General features: G+C 50.1%; 13 protein-coding genes. 10 read left to right on the top strand and 3 right to left on the bottom strand.

Features of this window, described 5'->3' with window-relative positions; genetic code table 11:
- Positions 1–37: 37 nt before the first annotated feature.
- Entirely contained in the window at positions 38–1579 is a 1542-nt protein-coding gene (locus tag IPF95_05460) for a hypothetical protein (protein MBK6474141.1), read from the top strand.
- Positions 1580–1612: 33 nt separating this feature from the next.
- Here the strand turns inward: IPF95_05460 and lepA are convergent, their stop codons facing one another.
- Complete coding sequence (gene lepA, locus IPF95_05455; protein MBK6474140.1) at positions 1613–3400, bottom strand: elongation factor 4; 1788 nt, start codon at positions 3398–3400, stop codon at positions 1613–1615.
- A 228-nt stretch (positions 3401–3628) separates the two neighbouring features.
- Here lepA and IPF95_05450 point away from each other — a divergent pair, with 228 nt between their 5' ends.
- The 8 genes from IPF95_05450 to IPF95_05415 all read left to right on the top strand — a co-directional run bounded on the left by IPF95_05450 (position 3629) and on the right by IPF95_05415 (position 13351).
- Entirely contained in the window at positions 3629–4186 is a 558-nt protein-coding gene (locus IPF95_05450; protein MBK6474139.1) for a sigma-70 family RNA polymerase sigma factor, read from the top strand.
- Positions 4176–5249 (top strand): gliding motility-associated C-terminal domain-containing protein, encoded by a 1074-nt coding sequence (locus tag IPF95_05445; protein ID MBK6474138.1) that lies wholly within the window; start codon positions 4176–4178, stop codon positions 5247–5249. Before IPF95_05450 ends, IPF95_05445 begins: the two co-directional genes overlap by 11 nt.
- 109 nt (positions 5250–5358) lie before the next feature.
- A complete protein-coding gene (locus IPF95_05440; protein MBK6474137.1) occupies positions 5359–7008 on the top strand; it encodes a PKD domain-containing protein in 1650 nt (549 codons plus the stop codon).
- A complete protein-coding gene (locus IPF95_05435) occupies positions 6939–7601 on the top strand; it encodes a gliding motility-associated C-terminal domain-containing protein (GenBank protein MBK6474136.1) in 663 nt (220 codons plus the stop codon). The genes IPF95_05440 and IPF95_05435 overlap by 70 nt, the downstream gene beginning before the upstream one ends.
- 263 nt (positions 7602–7864) lie before the next feature.
- The gene (locus tag IPF95_05430; GenBank protein ID MBK6474135.1) at positions 7865–10018 is read left to right on the top strand and encodes a PKD domain-containing protein; all 2154 of its coding nucleotides are present in this window, start codon (positions 7865–7867) and stop codon (positions 10016–10018) included.
- On the top strand, positions 10015–10329 hold the full coding sequence (locus tag IPF95_05425) for a gliding motility-associated C-terminal domain-containing protein (GenBank protein MBK6474134.1): 315 nt from the start codon (positions 10015–10017) through the stop codon (positions 10327–10329). Before IPF95_05430 ends, IPF95_05425 begins: the two co-directional genes overlap by 4 nt.
- An 80-nt stretch (positions 10330–10409) precedes the next feature.
- Positions 10410–11366: a methylenetetrahydrofolate reductase [NAD(P)H] gene (gene metF, locus IPF95_05420; protein ID MBK6474133.1), complete on the top strand. Its 957-nt coding sequence runs from the start codon at positions 10410–10412 to the stop codon at positions 11364–11366.
- A 53-nt stretch (positions 11367–11419) separates the two neighbouring features.
- Positions 11420–13351 (top strand): T9SS type A sorting domain-containing protein, encoded by a 1932-nt coding sequence (locus tag IPF95_05415; protein MBK6474132.1) that lies wholly within the window; start codon positions 11420–11422, stop codon positions 13349–13351.
- Here IPF95_05415 and IPF95_05410 read toward each other — a convergent pair.
- Positions 13341–13937 carry a riboflavin synthase gene (locus tag IPF95_05410; GenBank protein ID MBK6474131.1) on the bottom strand — a complete coding sequence of 199 codons (597 nt, stop codon included), beginning with the start codon at positions 13935–13937 and terminating at the stop codon, positions 13341–13343. The genes IPF95_05415 and IPF95_05410 overlap by 11 nt on opposite strands.
- Positions 13938–13940: 3 nt before the next feature.
- Positions 13941–16589 carry a gliding motility-associated C-terminal domain-containing protein gene (locus tag IPF95_05405; GenBank protein MBK6474130.1) on the bottom strand — a complete coding sequence of 883 codons (2649 nt, stop codon included), beginning with the start codon at positions 16587–16589 and terminating at the stop codon, positions 13941–13943.
- A gap of 241 nt (positions 16590–16830) precedes the next feature.
- Between IPF95_05405 and IPF95_05400 the strand changes: the two genes are divergently transcribed.
- A complete protein-coding gene (locus tag IPF95_05400) occupies positions 16831–18198 on the top strand; it encodes a leucyl aminopeptidase (GenBank protein ID MBK6474129.1) in 1368 nt (455 codons plus the stop codon).
- Positions 18199–18290: the final 92 nt, after the last annotated feature.

Raw genomic sequence — 18290 nt, 5'->3', positions numbered from 1 at the left:
TCGCATTTGCTGGCCAAGAAGAGCTACTTTCCAGCCGATGAAGCCATCTCGCATCGCCACCATTCTATTGGGCATACTTCTGGTGAATGCGGCTGCGATCCTGTTCTTCCGATACTTCATTACGATCGATGGTCCCATGCATGTGTTGCATGCCTCGTTGCAGAAAGCACCTTGGCCTTCACCTGAACATGCAGCGCATGGGTTCACCTATTACTGCGGCATGCGTTCGCTTGGAGATGCGATCACCGCAGTGTTACTTCTCTTCCTGGAACCGCAACATGCACATGACGTCTTTGCGACACTGGTCAGCAGTGCGGTGGTGATCGCGGCAGTCGCCTTTTTACGCGCACAAGGCACGCGGGTCGGAATTCCGATCCTATGGCTCGTTCCGGTCATGTTCAACACGCTCTTCATCTTAGGCTTATTCCACTTCCTGCTCGGCGTTGCGATAAGTCTTGGTTCAGTGGCTTGGTGGAAATGGCACGCTGAAAAGCCACGTATACGCTGGTTCGGATTACTGGTAGGCATGGCCCTCGCATGGTTCACACACCGAGGCGCACCTGCACTCTTGTGTTTGTTCATGTTCCCGACATATTTATTCGAACTACGCCAAGAACGCAGAACCGCATTCTTGACCGACCCTCGAGAACGCAACAAATGGCTCGCTTCGGGTGCCGTTATCCTACTGATCGGTGCGTTCCAATTACATAGAGTTCTTGAGATCATCAACGTACCCATACCGACCTCACTCCCGCCATTCACCAGAACATTTCTCTTGAAGACCCTGTTCATTTTTGACCAAACGAAAGAAAAATGGCTGATCCTTGGTATTGGCCTCTTGCTCTTGATCTCCATAGCCACAGGAATTTGGGCACGGTGGCGCCTTGGGCGTAAATTGGTTTGGCATGATGTATTGATCATCCTTTTCCTCGTCCTGTTCGCGATCACGTGGTTAACCAATTCGCCTCATGGTCGCAGGCTTATTGTATCGGATCGTGTGCATTGGCTAGCGCTTGTTGTTCTTGTACTATGGCTGATCGCCATTGCCGATAACGCACGGGGCATAGCTGCACGCATTATCGGAGGTGCGGCCATTTGCGCACTTCCATTACAAGTGATCAGACTTACGCAGGCCGAGCGTTCTTTTTCGACCTTGGAACCATCACACATGCTTACAATGGAAGCGTGCGCAGCATTGGAGCCCAACAGCATTGTGCTTTCCGTAATGGCTGGGTCCGATCGGATGCAACAACATATACAGGCCTATGTGGCCACTAAGCATAACGGAATACTCGTCGCTCCTACTGAATTTCTCCTGTCCTATGGCCCGTATGCCAGAACGAAAAAGACTGACTGGCTCCGCTTTTCCCGGGATCCAAATTGGTTGTTACGTCACTGGCGCGAGGGTATTCCCCCGGAGGTGGATCAGGTCCTTTTCATCGGCCAGGGCATCGATCAAAAAGTAAGCAAACACCCTTGGCCTACGCTGCTAGGTGAACGCTTCCAGCCAAGTTTCGAAAATGAGTTTGCTCGGATCTACACGGCAGTGAGGGACACGAGCATTTCGACGAGTCGTTGACCACAAAGGTCTACGTTACGAAACTTCTTTCGATCAATCCAACTTCAGCACAGCCAAGAACGCCTGTTGCGGCACTTCCACATTGCCGATCTGCTTCATCTTTTTCTTACCCTCCTTCTGCTTTTCGAGCAACTTGCGCTTGCGGGAAATATCGCCGCCGTAGCACTTTGCGGTTACGTCCTTACGCAATGCTTTAACGGTTTCGCGTGCCACGATCTTTGCACCGATCGCCGCTTGGATCGGGATATCGAATTGCTGACGAGGAAGTAGCTCTTTCAACTTACCGCACATCTTCTTACCCAGTTCATGGGCATGATCGCGGTGGATCAAAGCAGAAAGCGCATCCACTTTTTCGGAGTTCAACAGGATATCGAGTTTGATCAGGTCACTTTCTTTTTGACCGATCGGGTGGTAGTCGAAACTTGCGTAACCGCGCGAAATGCTTTTCAGTTTATCGTAGAAATCGAATACCACTTCCCCGAGTGGCAATTCAAAGGTGAGCTCAACGCGATCCGTAGTGAGGTAGTTCTGACCCGTGAGCATGCCGCGCTTTTCAATGCAAAGGGTCATGATCGCACCAGTATACTCGGCCTTAGTGATCACTTGTGCCTTGATGTAGGGTTCCTGAATACTATCAATGTGCATTACCTCCGGCAGTTCGCTCGGGTTGTGGATCTCCATTACATCACCGTTGGTCTTGGTAATGGTGTAGCCCACGTTGGGTACCGTGGTGATCACGGTCATGTCGAACTCACGTTCCAAACGTTCTTGGATGATCTCCATGTGCAACAGCCCGAGGAAGCCGCAGCGGAAGCCGAAGCCCAACGCTGCACTGCTCTCTGGCGTCCAAGTAAGACTGGCGTCATTGAGCTGGAGCTTCTCCATGGCATCGCGAAGCTCTTCATATTCGTCGGTCTCCACCGGGAATATCCCGGCCCAGACCATTGGCTTCACGTTCTCGAAGCCTTTGATCCCTTCGGCGCATGGACGGAGAGCATGCGTAATGGTATCTCCCACTTTTACTTCGCTGGCGGTTTTGATCCCACTGATGATGTAGCCCACATCACCGGCCCGCACTTCGGGCTTCGGTTGAATGGTCATCTTCAAGCAGCCCACTTCATCAGCATTGTAAACAACGCCAGTGTTGAAGAATTTTACCTTATCGCCTTTTTTGATGGTTCCGTTCATAACGCGGAAATAGGCAATTATCCCACGGAATGGATTGAAAACACTATCGAAGATCAGTGCTTGTAATGGTGCTTGAGGATCACCTTTTGGTGCCGGAACGCGCTCCACCACGGCCTCCAGAACTTTGTCTACACCGATACCCGTCTTGCCGCTTGCACTCAGAATATCTTCCAGTTTGCATCCCAAGAGATCTACGATCTGGTCTTTTACCTCTTCCGGGTTGGCGCTGGGCAGGTCCATTTTATTCAGGACAGGAATGATCTCCAGATCATGTTCCAATGCCAAATACAAATTACTGATGGTCTGCGCTTGTATCCCTTGGGTAGCATCCACGATCAACAATGCCCCTTCACAGGCGGCAATGGAACGGCTTACTTCGTAGCTGAAATCCACATGGCCGGGCGTATCTATGAGATTCAAAATGTATTTCTGACCATTCAAGGTGTAATCCATCTGGATAGCCTTGCTCTTAATGGTGATCCCGCGCTCGCGTTCCAGGTCCATGTCATCCAGATTCTGGGCCTGCATATCGCGGTCAGAAATGGTACCGGTCATGTGCAGCAGCCGGTCAGCCAAGGTGCTTTTGCCGTGATCAATGTGGGCTATAATGCAGAAATTGCGAATGTGTTCCATGGAAAGGGCCAAGCCCAAGGTCGAAAAAGTCCGCGAAGGTAGCTTAAGGTACGCGAGATCCAGATCCCTAATGCTATTACGGCACCGGAGCGGATCTGTCCAATGTCATCCAACGGTCAATATTTCCATGCTTCCGATACTTCATACGTCGTATCTTGCAAAAAAGCCCCATTCATGCGGAGCTCAGGCAACTTTTCCACCCCAATTCCCATCACTACCGGGAATGCCATGACAGACGAAGAACTTGTGCACGGTTGCACACATGGTGATCCAACAGCGCAAAAAGCTCTTTATCAGCAGTTTGCGCGAAAAATGATGAGTATTTGCATGCGGTATGCCCACAATAAGGACCAAGCACAGGACATTCTTCAGGATGGTTTTGTGAAGGTGTTCCAGAAGATCGACCACTTCCGGGGCGATGGGCCTTTGGGTGGATGGATCGCGCGCACGGTGGTGAATACCGCGTTGGATAATATCCGCCGCAACAAACCGTACGACCATAGTATTGATCTTACGGAAGCAGAATACCTGCATCAAGAGGATGAGCATGTGCTAAGTGGCATGTCGGCAGATGAGTTGATGGGCTTGATCCAGAATTTACCCACCGGTTATCGTACGGTCTTCAACCTGTTCGCAATTGAAGGGTACCCGCACCGCGATATCGCTGAAATGCTTGGTATCTCCGAGAATACGTCGAAATCGCAATTCATGAAAGCGCGGGCCTACCTGCGAAAAATGCTACCCAAAGAGGTAGCTGAACACTATCACTACGGCAATGAGTCTTGAAATGAACGATCTGTTCCGCGAGCGATTCCAAGGGCATGAATCCCCTGTGGATCCTGGTGCATGGGATGCCATCCAGTCCAAACTGGCGATGGGTGCCCCGGCGGCAGACCCGGTGATCAAACTATTCCAGGAAAAATTCCAGGGGCATGAAGCACCTGTTGATCCTAGTGCATGGTCCAATATCAGCAGTCAATTAGGCCACCCGGCTGCTACGGGCATTAGCAGCGTATGGGGCTGGGCAGCAGCAGGTGTTACGGCATTGGTCATTGGCGGAGCAGCACTATTCATGACCAATGATCCAGCAGTTGAGTTAGCCGATATCCCTCAGGATCCCAAGGAAATACACATTCCCACATTGGTTTCCACCACAGTACCTGCTAAAGTTGACGCTCCTATACCTGCTGAACAAGAGCTTATTATATCAAATTCCGCGGTGCTCAAGTCAGTGGCACCTGCAAAACTAGCTCAGGCAGTATCATTGGGTATAGAGCACATTTCACCTGATCCAATAGTTACGGAACCGGTTGATGGGTCGGTTAAGGGTGCTCCAGAAGCAAAGGAGGAGGATCCAGTTAAGACCGATGCTGAATTTCCTGAACCGATTGATGGCCCCATCATTGTTGCACAGATCATCGATGAGCTGACCACCAAGGCAGCAGAAGCCGCCAAGAATGTACTGGAAAATGCTAAGCCGGAGCTGAGTTCATCAGCGACTACAAGTGTTGCGGACGAACCGAATGAGGATAACACCGATCAACCATTGACCGATCTAAAGCCAATGGCACCTTTACCGGAGTTGTTCATTCCGAACACCTTTACACCGAATGGGGATAACATCAACGATACGTTTGAAGTGATCGCAGAGGGTTACGAAAAGGTCATGGTTCGGATCTTCTCCGTCAAAGAGAATGTTCAGGTCTTTAGTACCGATAATGGATCCGTCTGGAATGGCGACAACTGTTCGGACGGTTATTACCTTGTTGCGGTTGAAGCAATTACCAAGGATGGCCGATCAAAAACTGGATCTACCATGGTTTGGCTCAACAGGAACAGGTTGAATTGATCTCGAGCAATTGTTAGGAAGGTCTTATGTTCGGGGCATATATCCTAGTTGAGGATATGAGTTGGAAGAAGACCCCTTTTTACGACGGATGCAGTAACATCTCTTTACCATGCGGATATTCATTTTTCTAACCCTTTTGTTTTTAGGAGCGGCAACGTCTCAAGCGCAATTCATAAATATCGCTGACGGTGGCACCGCTTATGGATGTTCTGGTGCATTGCTGGATAGTGGAGGTGAAGGGGCAGCCGGATACAGTAATAATGAAGACTTCACCATTACCATTTGCACGGACGGCACTGGTGGGCAAACAGGCATATCCCTACAGTGGATCACGTTCAATCTTTCAACTCAAGGCACCGCACCGACGGATAATATAACCATATATGATGGTGCTGACATCAGTGCACCGTTGATCGGCACATGGTTCGGAACGGACAATCCAGGGATCATCTCATCCGGCTTCGGGAACGTTAACGGTTGTTTAACGATCGTATTCCATAGCAATGACGTGGGTACCGGTGTTTTTGCAGCTGCACTCTCATGTGCAACACCTTGTAACCCACCGGTCGCATCTGCTACTATGGGCCAAGCGATACCAGCGTTGGTATGCCAGGGCGAAGTAATTACATTCGACGGCTCTGCGTCCACAGCCGCTGGGGGTGCTACGCTCGCTGAATACCGTTGGGATTTTCAGGATGGAACCCAAGACAGTCTTACTGGACCGATCGTTACGCATTCATTCGCCGAAGCGGGTGAATATGTGGTGCAGCTTATACTCACCGACGATAACGAGTGCAACAACAATAACTTGGTAGACCTACAGATCTTCGTAAGCACCACGCCCACATTCGCTGGTACATTGCCAGGCGATACGATCTGTGAAGGTGAGTCCGTCAATCTTTTGGCCAGCCCTACAGCCGTTACATGGTCCGCTCTTCCAGAGAACAATTTAGGAGGCGGCATCTTTCTTCCCGACGACCAAGGCGTACCTTTCACTTCAACCTTAATTTTTACCAATTTTTCTCCGGGACAAACACTAACGAACATCAACGATCTTCTATCGGTATGTGTTTCCATGGAGCACTCATTCATGGGTGATCTCGTGATCTCGTTGGCATGCCCTAGTGGCCAAAGCGTCACTTTCCATCAGCAAAATGGGGGAGGAACCTATTTAGGAGAGCCTGTGGATATTGAAACATTGCCAGATTCCATTGGAGTGTGCTACAATTATTGCTGGAGTCCATCTGCGACAAATGGTACCTGGGTGGATAATGCCCAAGCAACATTGCCAGCTGGCACGTACGAGAGTTTGAATCCAATGGATGCGTTGGTCGGATGCGAACTGAATGGAACCTGGTCGTTTACGATAACTGACCTATGGGCTATTGACAATGGATTCTTGTGTGATTGGAGTATGAATTTCGATCAGTCCCTATTCCCTAGTCTTACAACATTTACACCTGTATTGGGAACAACTACCGCAGACTCTTCCAACTGGGTGGGTAACGGAGTATCTTCAGACCCGAACAATCCTCTTGCAGGTGTAGCAACTCCAGTAGGCGTTGGTAGTCATGACTATGTTTTCTCTGTAACCGACAATTTCGGTTGCACCTACGATACGACCATCACCATCGTGGTAAACCCAGGCATCACGGGGCCGATCATCCATGCGGAGGCGGGCAAGCCGTATTGGGTACCACAGAGAATTATGCATCCTATCAATGGTCCAACGCCAGTACTGACCCTACCATTACCGTAGGAACCGGTTCTTACTCCGTTACGGTCACCAATGCCGAAGGTTGCTCTACCACTTCAGCGCCATTCACAGTTACGGTAGGATCCAATGTCAATGCTGCATATCTGACGAACCTTCCATCACCACAACCGTTCGGTGCTACGATCATTTTCTCCGATAATTCCAGTGTTGATGGCTCCACCATCGTCAATTGGCAATGGATCTTCGACCCGGTGAACGGGGGAAGCACCCAACCCAACACCACCAATCTCTATGAAACTCCTGGAACCTACCCTGTTACCTTGATCGTTACCGCAGCCGATGGCTGTACGGACACGATCAATGGCTCATTCCGGATCCTTCCGGCGGATATCGAGATCCCGAACGTGTTCACCCCGAACGGCGATGAATGGAACCAAAACTTGGTATTCGAGAACGTACAGTATTACAAGAACAACCTTACGATCTTCAATCGTTGGGGGAACAAGGTCTACGAGAAAGAGAACTACGCGAACAACTGGCAAGCATCCGATGTTCCGGATGGCACCTATTTCTATGTGCTTTCCGTTCCTGAAGCCAACAAGGAATACACCGGCCACGTGACCATACTGCGTTGATATTACTGAACGCTTAATGGAAAGCCCATGACGTTCCACTTTGTAGGAAACCCGGACCATAAGATAACTATTTAACCTCTTGTCCGATCGAATTTGAACGCTCGTATCTGCAAGGTCCTTGGCTATAACTTGGACTAGCACATCACGAATAGATGCAATTAACAACAACATAATTGCCTTGAAGGTCTTAAGTTTGCGAGCCTTTGACCAAGGACCGGATGGATAAAGACCGGTTAACACGAAAGCATTACTACAGATTTACCATGCGGATACTCAGTTTATTGACATTCTTCTTTTTCTTGGCTTATGCTAGCAACGCTCAGATCATTAGCATTGCGGACGGAGGCACAGCTTACGGATGTTCGGGTGCATTGTTGGATAGTGGTGGTGAGGGTGCTTCAGGCTATGGCCCGAATGAAACGCAAATGATAACGATCTGTTCGGATCAAACTACTGGTACGGGCATATCGCTACAATGGGTCACATTTAACCTATCAACAGCTGGTAGTGCACCAATTGACCAGCTCTCGATCTATGATGGTGCTGATACAAGCGCCCCACTGATCGGGGTATGGAGCGGGTCCGATAATCCGGGTATTATTGCTTCTAGTTTTACGAACACCTCTGGTTGCCTTACGATAACCTTCACCAGCAATGAAACTGGCGAAGGTGTATTTGCAGCCGCATTGAATTGCGTAACCCCATGCGAACCGCCTACTGCTTCCGCTACTATTGGGTCTGCAATTCCTGCCCTGGTTTGTCAAGGAGAGGTCATCACTTTCGATGGTTCAGCATCAATAGCCGCTGGTTCGAACTCACTGGTTGAGTACAATTGGAATTTTGATGATGGGATCCAAGACAGCCTTACAGGGCCTATTGTAACACATTCATTCCCGAATGCAGGCGAATATGTTGTGCAACTAACATTAACGGATGATAATGAGTGCAATAACACCAATTTAGTGGACTTGCAGATCCTTGTAAGCACCACACCCATTTTCGCTGGTACTTTACCAGGGGATACGATCTGCGAAGGAGAATCCGTGAATTTATTGGCAAACCCTGTAGCCGTGGAATGGACCGGACTTCCTGAGTCCAGCTTGGGTGGCGGTATTTTCCTACCGGATGACCAAGGTGTAGCGTTCAACACTTCAATCGTCTTTACCAATTTCGCTCCTGGCCAAACGCTTACGAACATCAATGATCTGCCTGCTGTATGTGTGGATATGGAGCATTCATACATGGGTGATCTCGTGATCCAATTGACCTGCCCTAGCGGTCAAAGCGTCACGTTCCATCAGCAAAATGGTGGTGGCACATTCTTAGGAGAGCCGATCGATGACGATTTTACTCCGGACGCAATGGGAGTGTGCTATACATACTGCTGGAGTCCGACAGCGACGAATGGCACGTGGGTCGATAATTCTGGCGGCACTCTTCCTACGGGCACGTATGAAAGCCTGAATCCAATGAACATATTAGAGGGTTGCGAATTAAATGGAACCTGGACGTTTACAGTAACGGACCTTTGGGGGTCTGACAACGGTTTCATTTGCGACTGGGGCCTTACTTTCAATTCCTCCCTATTCCCAAGCCTAACAACGTATACACCTGTATTGGGAACAACTACCGCAGACTCTTCCAACTGGGTGGGTAACGGAGTATCTTCAGACCCGAACAATCCTCTTGCAGGTGTAGCAACTCCAGTAGGCGTTGGTAGTCATGACTATGTTTTCTCTGTAACCGACAATTTCGGTTGCACCTACGATACGACCATCACCATCGTGGTAAACCCAGGCATCACGGGGCCGATCATCCTCACCGGTGATCAATTGGTCTGCGATGGTGGCATTGCATTCATCAATGCACCAGCGGGATACGATACCTACGAATGGAACAATGGCGCCTTCGGCCCTAACATCAGTGGTGGCCCCGGCACTTATATCTGCACCATTTCATTGGGTGATTGCTCCTTACCATCCGAGCCCTTCGTTGTTACAGGGGCCCCAAGTCCGGACCCTGTCATTACCGGGCCAGGGTTCAGTTGCGGAGGCGGGCAAGCCGTATTGGGTACCACAGAGAATTATGCATCCTATCAATGGTCCAACGCCAGTACTGACCCTACCATTACCGTAGGAACCGGTTCTTACTCCGTTACGGTCACCAATGCCGAAGGTTGCTCTACCACTTCAGCGCCATTCACAGTTACGGTAGGATCCAATGTCAATGCTGCATATCTGACGAACCTTCCATCACCACAACCGTTCGGTGCTACGATCATTTTCTCCGATAATTCCAGTGTTGATGGCTCCACCATCGTCAATTGGCAATGGATCTTCGACCCGGTGAACGGGGAAGCACCCAACCCAACACCACCAATCTCTATGAAACTCCTGGAACCTACCCTGTTACCTTGATCGTTACCGCAGCCGATGGCTGTACGGACACGATCAATGGCTCATTCCGGATCCTTCCGGCGGATATCGAGATCCCGAACGTGTTCACCCCGAACGGCGATGAATGGAACCAAAACTTGGTATTCGAGAACGTACAGTATTACAAGAACAACCTTACGATCTTCAATCGTTGGGGGAACAAGGTCTACGAGAAAGAGAACTACGCGAACAACTGGCAAGCATCCGATGTTCCGGATGGCACCTATTTCTATGTGCTTTCCGTTCCTGAAGCCAACAAGGAATACACCGGCCACGTGACCATACTGCGCTAACTATTGACTACGTCCTTAATGAACGGCCACCCTGTTGCGGTGGCCGTTCTACTTTTGCCCCCCGAACCAGTTCCGTATCCATGAAGGTCATTGATCATCTGAAACAAGCCAAAAAGCGAACACTATTCTCCTTTGAGATATTGCCACCGCTCAAAGGCAAGGACATCCACTCCATCTACGAAGGCATTGATCCGCTTCTGGAGTTCAAACCGAGTTTCATAAACGTTACCTACCATCGTGAGGAGGTGATCTACAAGGAGCGTGGCCATGGACTATTGCAGAAGATCCGCCTGCGCAAACGACCCGGCACGATCGGCATATGCGCCACAATAAAGACCAAGTACGATATTGATACCGTACCGCACTTGATCTGCGGAGGTTTCAGCAGAGAAGAGACCGAAGATGCATTGATCGAACTGAACTTTCTTGGGATCGACAATGTTTTGGCGTTGCGCGGTGATGCCATCAAGAACGAATCACACTTCATCCCGGAGCGGGAAGGACACCCATTTGCAGTTGACCTGATCCGCCAAGCAGCCGGATTGAATAAAGGACAGTATCTGCACGATGAAGAAATGGAGGCGGCGCCTACGGATCTCTGCATTGGTGCGGCCTGCTACCCGGAAAAACATCCTGAAGCGCTGAACTTGAACGTGGATGTTGCCTACTTGAAGAACAAAGTGGATGCAGGCGCGGAGTATCTGGTCACCCAGATGTTCTTCGATAATACCAAGTACTTCTCATTCGTTGAACAATGCCGAGCCGCAGGGATCACCGTGCCGATCATTCCAGGCCTGAAACCGATCACCACCATGCGGCATATTGCGTTCCTTCCCAAAACATTCCGTGTGGATCTGCCGGATGCATTCGCCAAGGAGTTGGTAAAATGCAAGACCAACGATGCGGTGAAGGCCGTTGGTGTGGAATGGAGCATTGCCCAATCAAAAGAACTGATGGCCAAAGGTGCTCCGTGCCTCCATTACTATACCATGGGAAAAAGTGACGCGGTGAAGCAGGTGGTGAGCAGCGTATTCTGAGCAGTCTTCTTGGGTACCGGGATGGATCATCGTAACTTCGTGGAACCCGGCACATGCGCACCCTGATCATCGTCCTGAGCTTGTTCACAGCGCATTTTCTGTCCGCTCAAGTATGTTACGATAAGTGCGAGATCCATGAGATCGCGGAAACAGAATCACGCGGACATCTGGGATGGATCAAAGATGACCGGATATTGACACCGCGTGGTTACGACATGACGTACCACCGAATGGATCTCCATGTTGATCCTGCGGTTCGCACTATCGAGGGCACCATCACCCATGTATTCAGGTCAACTTCTGAATTAACCACTTTGGTCTTCGACCTGAGCAGTGACCTGAACGTGGACTCTATCAATTACCACGATACACCGCTTTCGGGAGTATCGGATAATGACCTATTGGCCATTGCATTGCCGCAACCCATTGCAGAGGGTGTTCTGGATTCGATCACCATCTCATGGTCGGGCATTCCACCGGTTGCTGGTCTGGGCTCCTTCAACCAAGCCACCCACAGCGGCACACCGGTACTTTGGACCTTGAGCGAACCGTACGGAGCGAGCGATTGGTGGCCGTGCAAGGAAGACCTTGAGGACAAAGCAGATTCATCGGATATGTACGTTACGGTACCCAACGGTCAGCGCGTCGCGAGTAACGGTCTGCTTATTTCTCAAGATTCCTTAGGCAATGAGTCAGTGCGTTTTCATTGGCGTCACCGCTATCCCATCGCCCATTACCTAGTAGCATTCGCCACTACCAATTATGCGGTGTACAGTGACTTTGTTCAGCTCCAGGACAGAGTAATTGAAGTACAGAATTATGTTTATCCGGAAGATAGTCTGGCGGCTACGGATGACACCCCGATGTTGATCGCGCAGATGCAGTTGTACAGTAATCTATTTGGTGAATACCCCTTTGCGAACGAGCAATATGGACATGCGCAATTCAACTATGGCGGCGGTATGGAGCACCAGACCATGAGCTTCATGGGTGGATTCAGTTTCGAGCTGATGGCGCATGAATTAGCGCACCAATGGTTCGGGGATAAAGTAACCTGTGGATCATGGGAAGACCTCTGGTTGAATGAAGGGTTCGCCACGTATTTGAGTGGTCTCTGCTACGAACACCTGGCACCGGAAAAATGGTTACCCTTCAAATACAGCCAACGGGATAATATCACGAGCAGACCTGATGGCAGTGTGCGCGTGCAGGACACAACATCCATACAGCGCTTATTCAGCGGAAGACTCACGTATGCGAAAGGTGGGTTTCTGGTCCACATGCTGCGTTGGGTATGCGGAGATGACGCCTTCTACGCCGGTTGCCGCAATTATCTATCAGATCCTGCCTTGCAATACGGAAGTGCACGAACTCCGCAACTGAAAGCGCATTTGGAAGCAGCAAGCGGTATGGATCTCACCGAGTTCTTTGCGGATTGGTATGTCGGTGAAGGGTATCCGATCTACAAGATCCGCTGGAGCCAGAACATGGATAACACGGTAACCGTGGAAGTGAACCAGACCACTTCGCATCCCAGTGTTCCTTTCTTCGAAATGCCGATCCCTATGCGGTTCACGAATGCAACAACTGACACCACCCTTGTCTTCGAACACACATATAGTGGTCAACGCTTTACGGTGCAATTACCGTTCAGTGCAGACAGTGCTCAATTCGACCCTGAGGTATGGGTGTTGAGCGGCCAGACGGTTATCTCGAAAATACCACCCGCTGCCTTTGAAAGCGATCGTTTGGTTGCCTTTCCGAATCCAGCTATGGACCAACTTTCCGTATACGTTGGAATGGCTTTGCATGGAACGGTTACGGTTACTGTCTCGGACCCATCCGGCAGGGTTGTCCTGTCCCGATCAGTTCAAATAAGACAAGGGCAGCTTGATCTCAACGTGCAGCACCTAGCATCCGGGGTATACCACCTCGGAATAACGAGCGAGGATAGAAGCGCAGTTGTTCAGTTCGTTAAGCAATAGACCCTTGGGAACGAAGCATTCGCTGCACGTATTTACCGAGTACATCGAACTCAACATTCACTCGTGCGCCTGTCCTTAGTGCCTTGAACGTAGTGTGTTCAAATGTGTATGGAATGATGGCCACACTGAACGAACTATTGGTCAGTTCCGCGATCGTAAGGCTTACACCATTGAGGCAAACACTACCCTTCTCCACCAACAAATGGGATTGCTCCGGCAGGGTGAACGTGAACGTCCAACTGCCATTCAGGTCTTCTACGCCAACGCACTTCACAGTGGTATCCACATGTCCTTGGACCATGTGCCCATCCAAACGATCACCAATTCTCAAGCACCGCTCAAGACCTACAGCATCGCCGACCTTTAGCGCACCAAGATTCGATCGTTCCAGCGTTTCCAGAACTGCTGTGACCGAATAGGTGTCACCGTTAATTTCTACTACGGTAAGACAAACACCATTGTGGGATACGCTCTGATCCACCTTCAGCTCCGTAGCGATACTCGCACGAATTAAAAGATCCCTGTTCGAGCCAGTCGTAGTTACGCCAACAACCTCGCCAAGTGCTTCAACGATACCTGTGAACATGGATCAATTCTGGTTGGCCGGAACACCGCTTCCAGTGATGTGCACATATCCTTTCAACACCATAGCTTCATCACCTGCAAGACGCTTGTAGACCACTTGGCAAACGTAGTAATACACACCATCAGGTAGTGGCTGGTCGGTATCCATGTATGTGCCTTTCCAATTGATATCCGGGTCTGTAGCTGTGAATACGACCTGCCCCCAGCGGTTATAGACCTCAAGATCGATCTCCTTTACGCCGCGATAAGGGAATGGACCGAACTGGTCATTGGATCGATCCCCGTTTGGGCTGAAGATATTGGGGAGCGTGTATTCTGGGCAATTATCACCACACACCGGCGTACCGAATGCACTTTCATTTCCAACGGTATCAACAGCAGTAACAACGTAGCAACCCGCAACGGAAGTGCCATCAACATGTGTAAATACCGTATCAACGGCATTCGTAATGGTTGCGATCAGGTTGAACGTACCGCCCAATGAATCCGCGAAATACACGAAGTAGCCGTAGGTGTCATCCGCACAACTGGAATTCGGGTTGTTCCATTGAAGGGTATTCAACGGCTCCTCGCAATCATTGTCCAACGAAACAATAGGCGCACACGGCGGAGTAAGATCCACGGGTATAGCACACACCTCCTGACTCCAATTGTACAAGGGTGAAACAATGGTCGTATCGCCATAGGCCCCAGTGCTTACCACATAGTAGCAATACTCTGCGCCGTTCACCAATCCAGTATCAACGTAGTTCTCTTCGGTGCTCGTGCCAACAAAGTCCCATGTAGCACCATTGAACCGGTACACATCGAAGGAATTGTTCAGCCAAGGAGTTTGGTAGGTCCACGAGATGGTAACCTGTTCATCATTGGGATCTGCATCTATGAATACGGAAGAAGCAGGACTGCTGGACCCGATCGTATCATTCCCTCCGGCACCCAACAGTTCCACACGGTAAACGTGTGCCATGGTCTCGGTGTCGATCCCGTTATCAATGAACATGGTGTCCGGGTGGGCAATGAAATTATTGAGGCCACTTGTGTAGATCAATTGGTTCGCAGAGGTAAACCCATCACCACGATACAGTTTGAACTGATAAGGGCCCGGACGTGCAATGGTATCCAGATCGTAGGCATTGCTCCAATGCACGGTATCGACCCCTACAGTGGCGTCGGTAACCCCAACGCTCACCTTGGTGATCACCGGTACCTGGCGATCAAGGATCGTACAGAATTCCACGCTTGCATAGCTTTCTGCATTACCACCATTCGCAAAGCGTGCAACGATCATGTAGCAGTATTCACTGCCGATCGCAAGCGCCCCATTGTCCGTAAAGCTCGTGGCATTCAATCCGGAAGTGGATCCGATCTGTGTGTAACCCGTGTAAGCTGGCACCCCGGTCTCGCAATACCCATGAATAAATCCGTAGGAGCCGTTGCGCCGGTAGATATCATAACCTGTTGCATTCGCACACACGCTAGCATCCCATGTAAGTTCGATCTCATCACCGCTAGGGGTTGCCGCCGGATTCAACGGTGCAGGAGCAACAACCTTGACGTTCATCACGCTATAATTGCTCAGTTGCGCATTACTGGGTTGTTCGGCATTATCCGTAGCGCTGAATACGATCTGATAGGGCAAGGTCCGCACATGACTACAATCGATGTTCCAATTGAATGTACCGTTGATCGGGTTCGTAGGAGAAGGACTAATGAACGTTGCCGGAGATATTGGCACCTCGAATGGCTGGCCTAATGCTTCGAGCGTAACAAGTTGATCCGTATTCGGGTCGCTCGCTTGGACATTGAATGAGAGGACAGCTCCTACCTCCATGCACGTATCAGCAACCAACGAAACCACAGGAGGAACATTCGTACACGGGATCACCGTGATCTGCATATCACGGAGAACACTACCCACTTCATACCATTGCCCACCTACCAACTTCCATTCATGTACAACAAAAGCTATGTTGTATTCACCTATAGCATTCGGCGCGTTCCAAACAATGGTCCCGTTCGTTGGGTCTATGCTGTAAATATCTGGTGGCGAGGTGAACCCCGGACTTGGAAACACATATCCCGGTATGGGCAAGGCATCAAAACCCAGACAGACAACAGGTTCGTAGGATAAGCTATCGCCATCCGGATCGAATGCCGCAGGGTTATGGATCCAGGGTTGAAAAATACAGGCATCCTGTATGGGTTCGTTCAAAAACCGAACGGAGCAATTCTGCCCTGTATTAGGAGAAATGGTAAGCGTTGTCCTGAGCGCGAATTCAAGGGTAACGGATCCTGGGAGATTAATGACATTCGCATTCCGGTTCGGGTCGATCATGGTCAGCGTAAAATTCCCTGGTCCAGTGTACTGGTGATTTCCGATATACCGATTGATCCGGAGATCACGATCATCGTCGTCCACGATATTACCATTGCGCCAAAGTGTATCCAGCGTACCGTCTCCCCAGTTCAACTCCAAATGATCCCTATCCGCAGCAATGGAACTAAGCTTCGTATAGGTAATGATCGTGGCCTGGTAAGTGAACCCACCTATGGAACAAACGATGATCTCTCCCGCACGATTATGGGTCGCCAATGCCGAAGTGGACAGCAGGGCGAACAAACAAAATGCAAAAAGAGCCTTAAGTGGATTCATACTTTGCGGAACGTACAAAGTTCGGTGTTCTTGCTCAGGAACCATAACCGTTGCTCGTTCTTATCGAGAATAACCACACGAACGCCTTGTAACGGTTCGGCCATTCTTTCCACGCTCGGATGAATATCTTTACCCACTTCGTAAAAAAACCTATCAAGCCATTATTCGTACATCAATGATCGTTCTATCCAAAAGCACGCGCCCCACAGTTGGTAAAGACACCTTGTACATTGTCAACTCGATGCAGGACCTGCGGCAGCTGGACGTGGAACGCAACGACCGGCAATACCTTATTGAGCAGCTCAAGGTAGACCCACTAATGGCCAGTTTGGACATTAGCGGGCGGTTGGTCCTTGTACATATGGTGCAGAAAGGAGAACGACCTCATCAGTTGGAAAAGGCCCGTTGCGCTGGTGACAAAATGGCTATTAAACTGAATAGCACCAAGCGAAGAACGGCACAGTTGGTAAGTCTACAGAACGATCCTGAACTCACATTGGCAATGGCGGAAGGAGTTGTATTGAGCAGCTACGCCTTCAGCAAGTACATGAGCGATAAAGGGGAGGCACCGACCATGTCGAAGCTTTCGGTGGAAGCCAAGGAGGTCACCACTAAAATGATCGAGGAGTTGGATGATGTTTGCTCTGCTGTGCATACTGCCCGCGATCTGGTCAACGAACCGGTAAGTTTCTTGAATGCACCACAATTGGCATCTGAGCTGAAGGACCTAGGCAAGGAAAGCGGGTTCAAGGTGACCACATTGAATAAAAAGCAGATCGAGGCTTCTGGCCTTACTGGACTACTTGCTGTGAACAAGGGAAGCATTGATGAACCCACTTTCAGTATCCTGGAGTGGAAGCCTAAAAATGCGACCAATAAAAGACCCATTGTTCTTGTGGGGAAAGGCGTGGTATATGATACCGGCGGCCTTAGCCTTAAGCCGACGGCCAACAGCATGGACCAAATGAAATGCGACATGGCCGGAGCTGCTGGTGTGGCCTGTGCAATTTCAGTTGTTGCACGTCAGAAACTTCCGATCCATGTCATTGGGATAATTCCCGCAACGGACAATCGTCCGGGAGGCAATGCCTATGCACCCGGAGATGTGATCCGGATGCACAGCGGCAAGACCGTTGAGGTATTGAATACCGATGCCGAAGGCAGAATGATCCTGGCAGATGGACTAAGCTACAGCGAGCAGTACAAGCCAGAACTGATCATGACCATGGCCACATTGACAGGTGCTGCCATGCGTGCCATTGGTACCTATGGCACCGTGGTAATGGGTACCGCATCGGAAAAGGAATTCTCGCAATTGGAAGCCGCCGGTGCCAAAGTTCATGAACGTACCGCCCGACTTCCTTTTTGGGATGAATATGGCGATGAGATCAAGAGTGATGTGGCTGATATCAAGAACTTGGGAAGTGATCTAGGCGGTGCTCAGACCGCGGGCAAATTCTTGGCCCACTTCACTACCGCCCCCTACATCCATTTGGACATTGCAGGCCCAGCCTTCATTAGCAAGCGCAGTGCGTACCGACCAAAAGGAGGAACTGGCACAGGTGTACGGCTCTTGTATCAATTCCTGAAGGAGCGCTCGAAGAAGTGAGTGGGAGTTAGCAATAAGCAGTTGGCAGGGGCAGTAAGCAGTTGGCAGGGGCAGTAAGCAGCTCCGGAAGCTTTTCGTTTCGCTGTAGAAGA

The sequence above is a fragment of the Flavobacteriales bacterium genome (genome assembly GCA_016704485.1).
GTDB lineage: Bacteria > Bacteroidota > Bacteroidia > Flavobacteriales_F > PHOS-HE28 > PHOS-HE28.
This window is presented reverse-complemented; position numbering and strand designations above follow the sequence as displayed.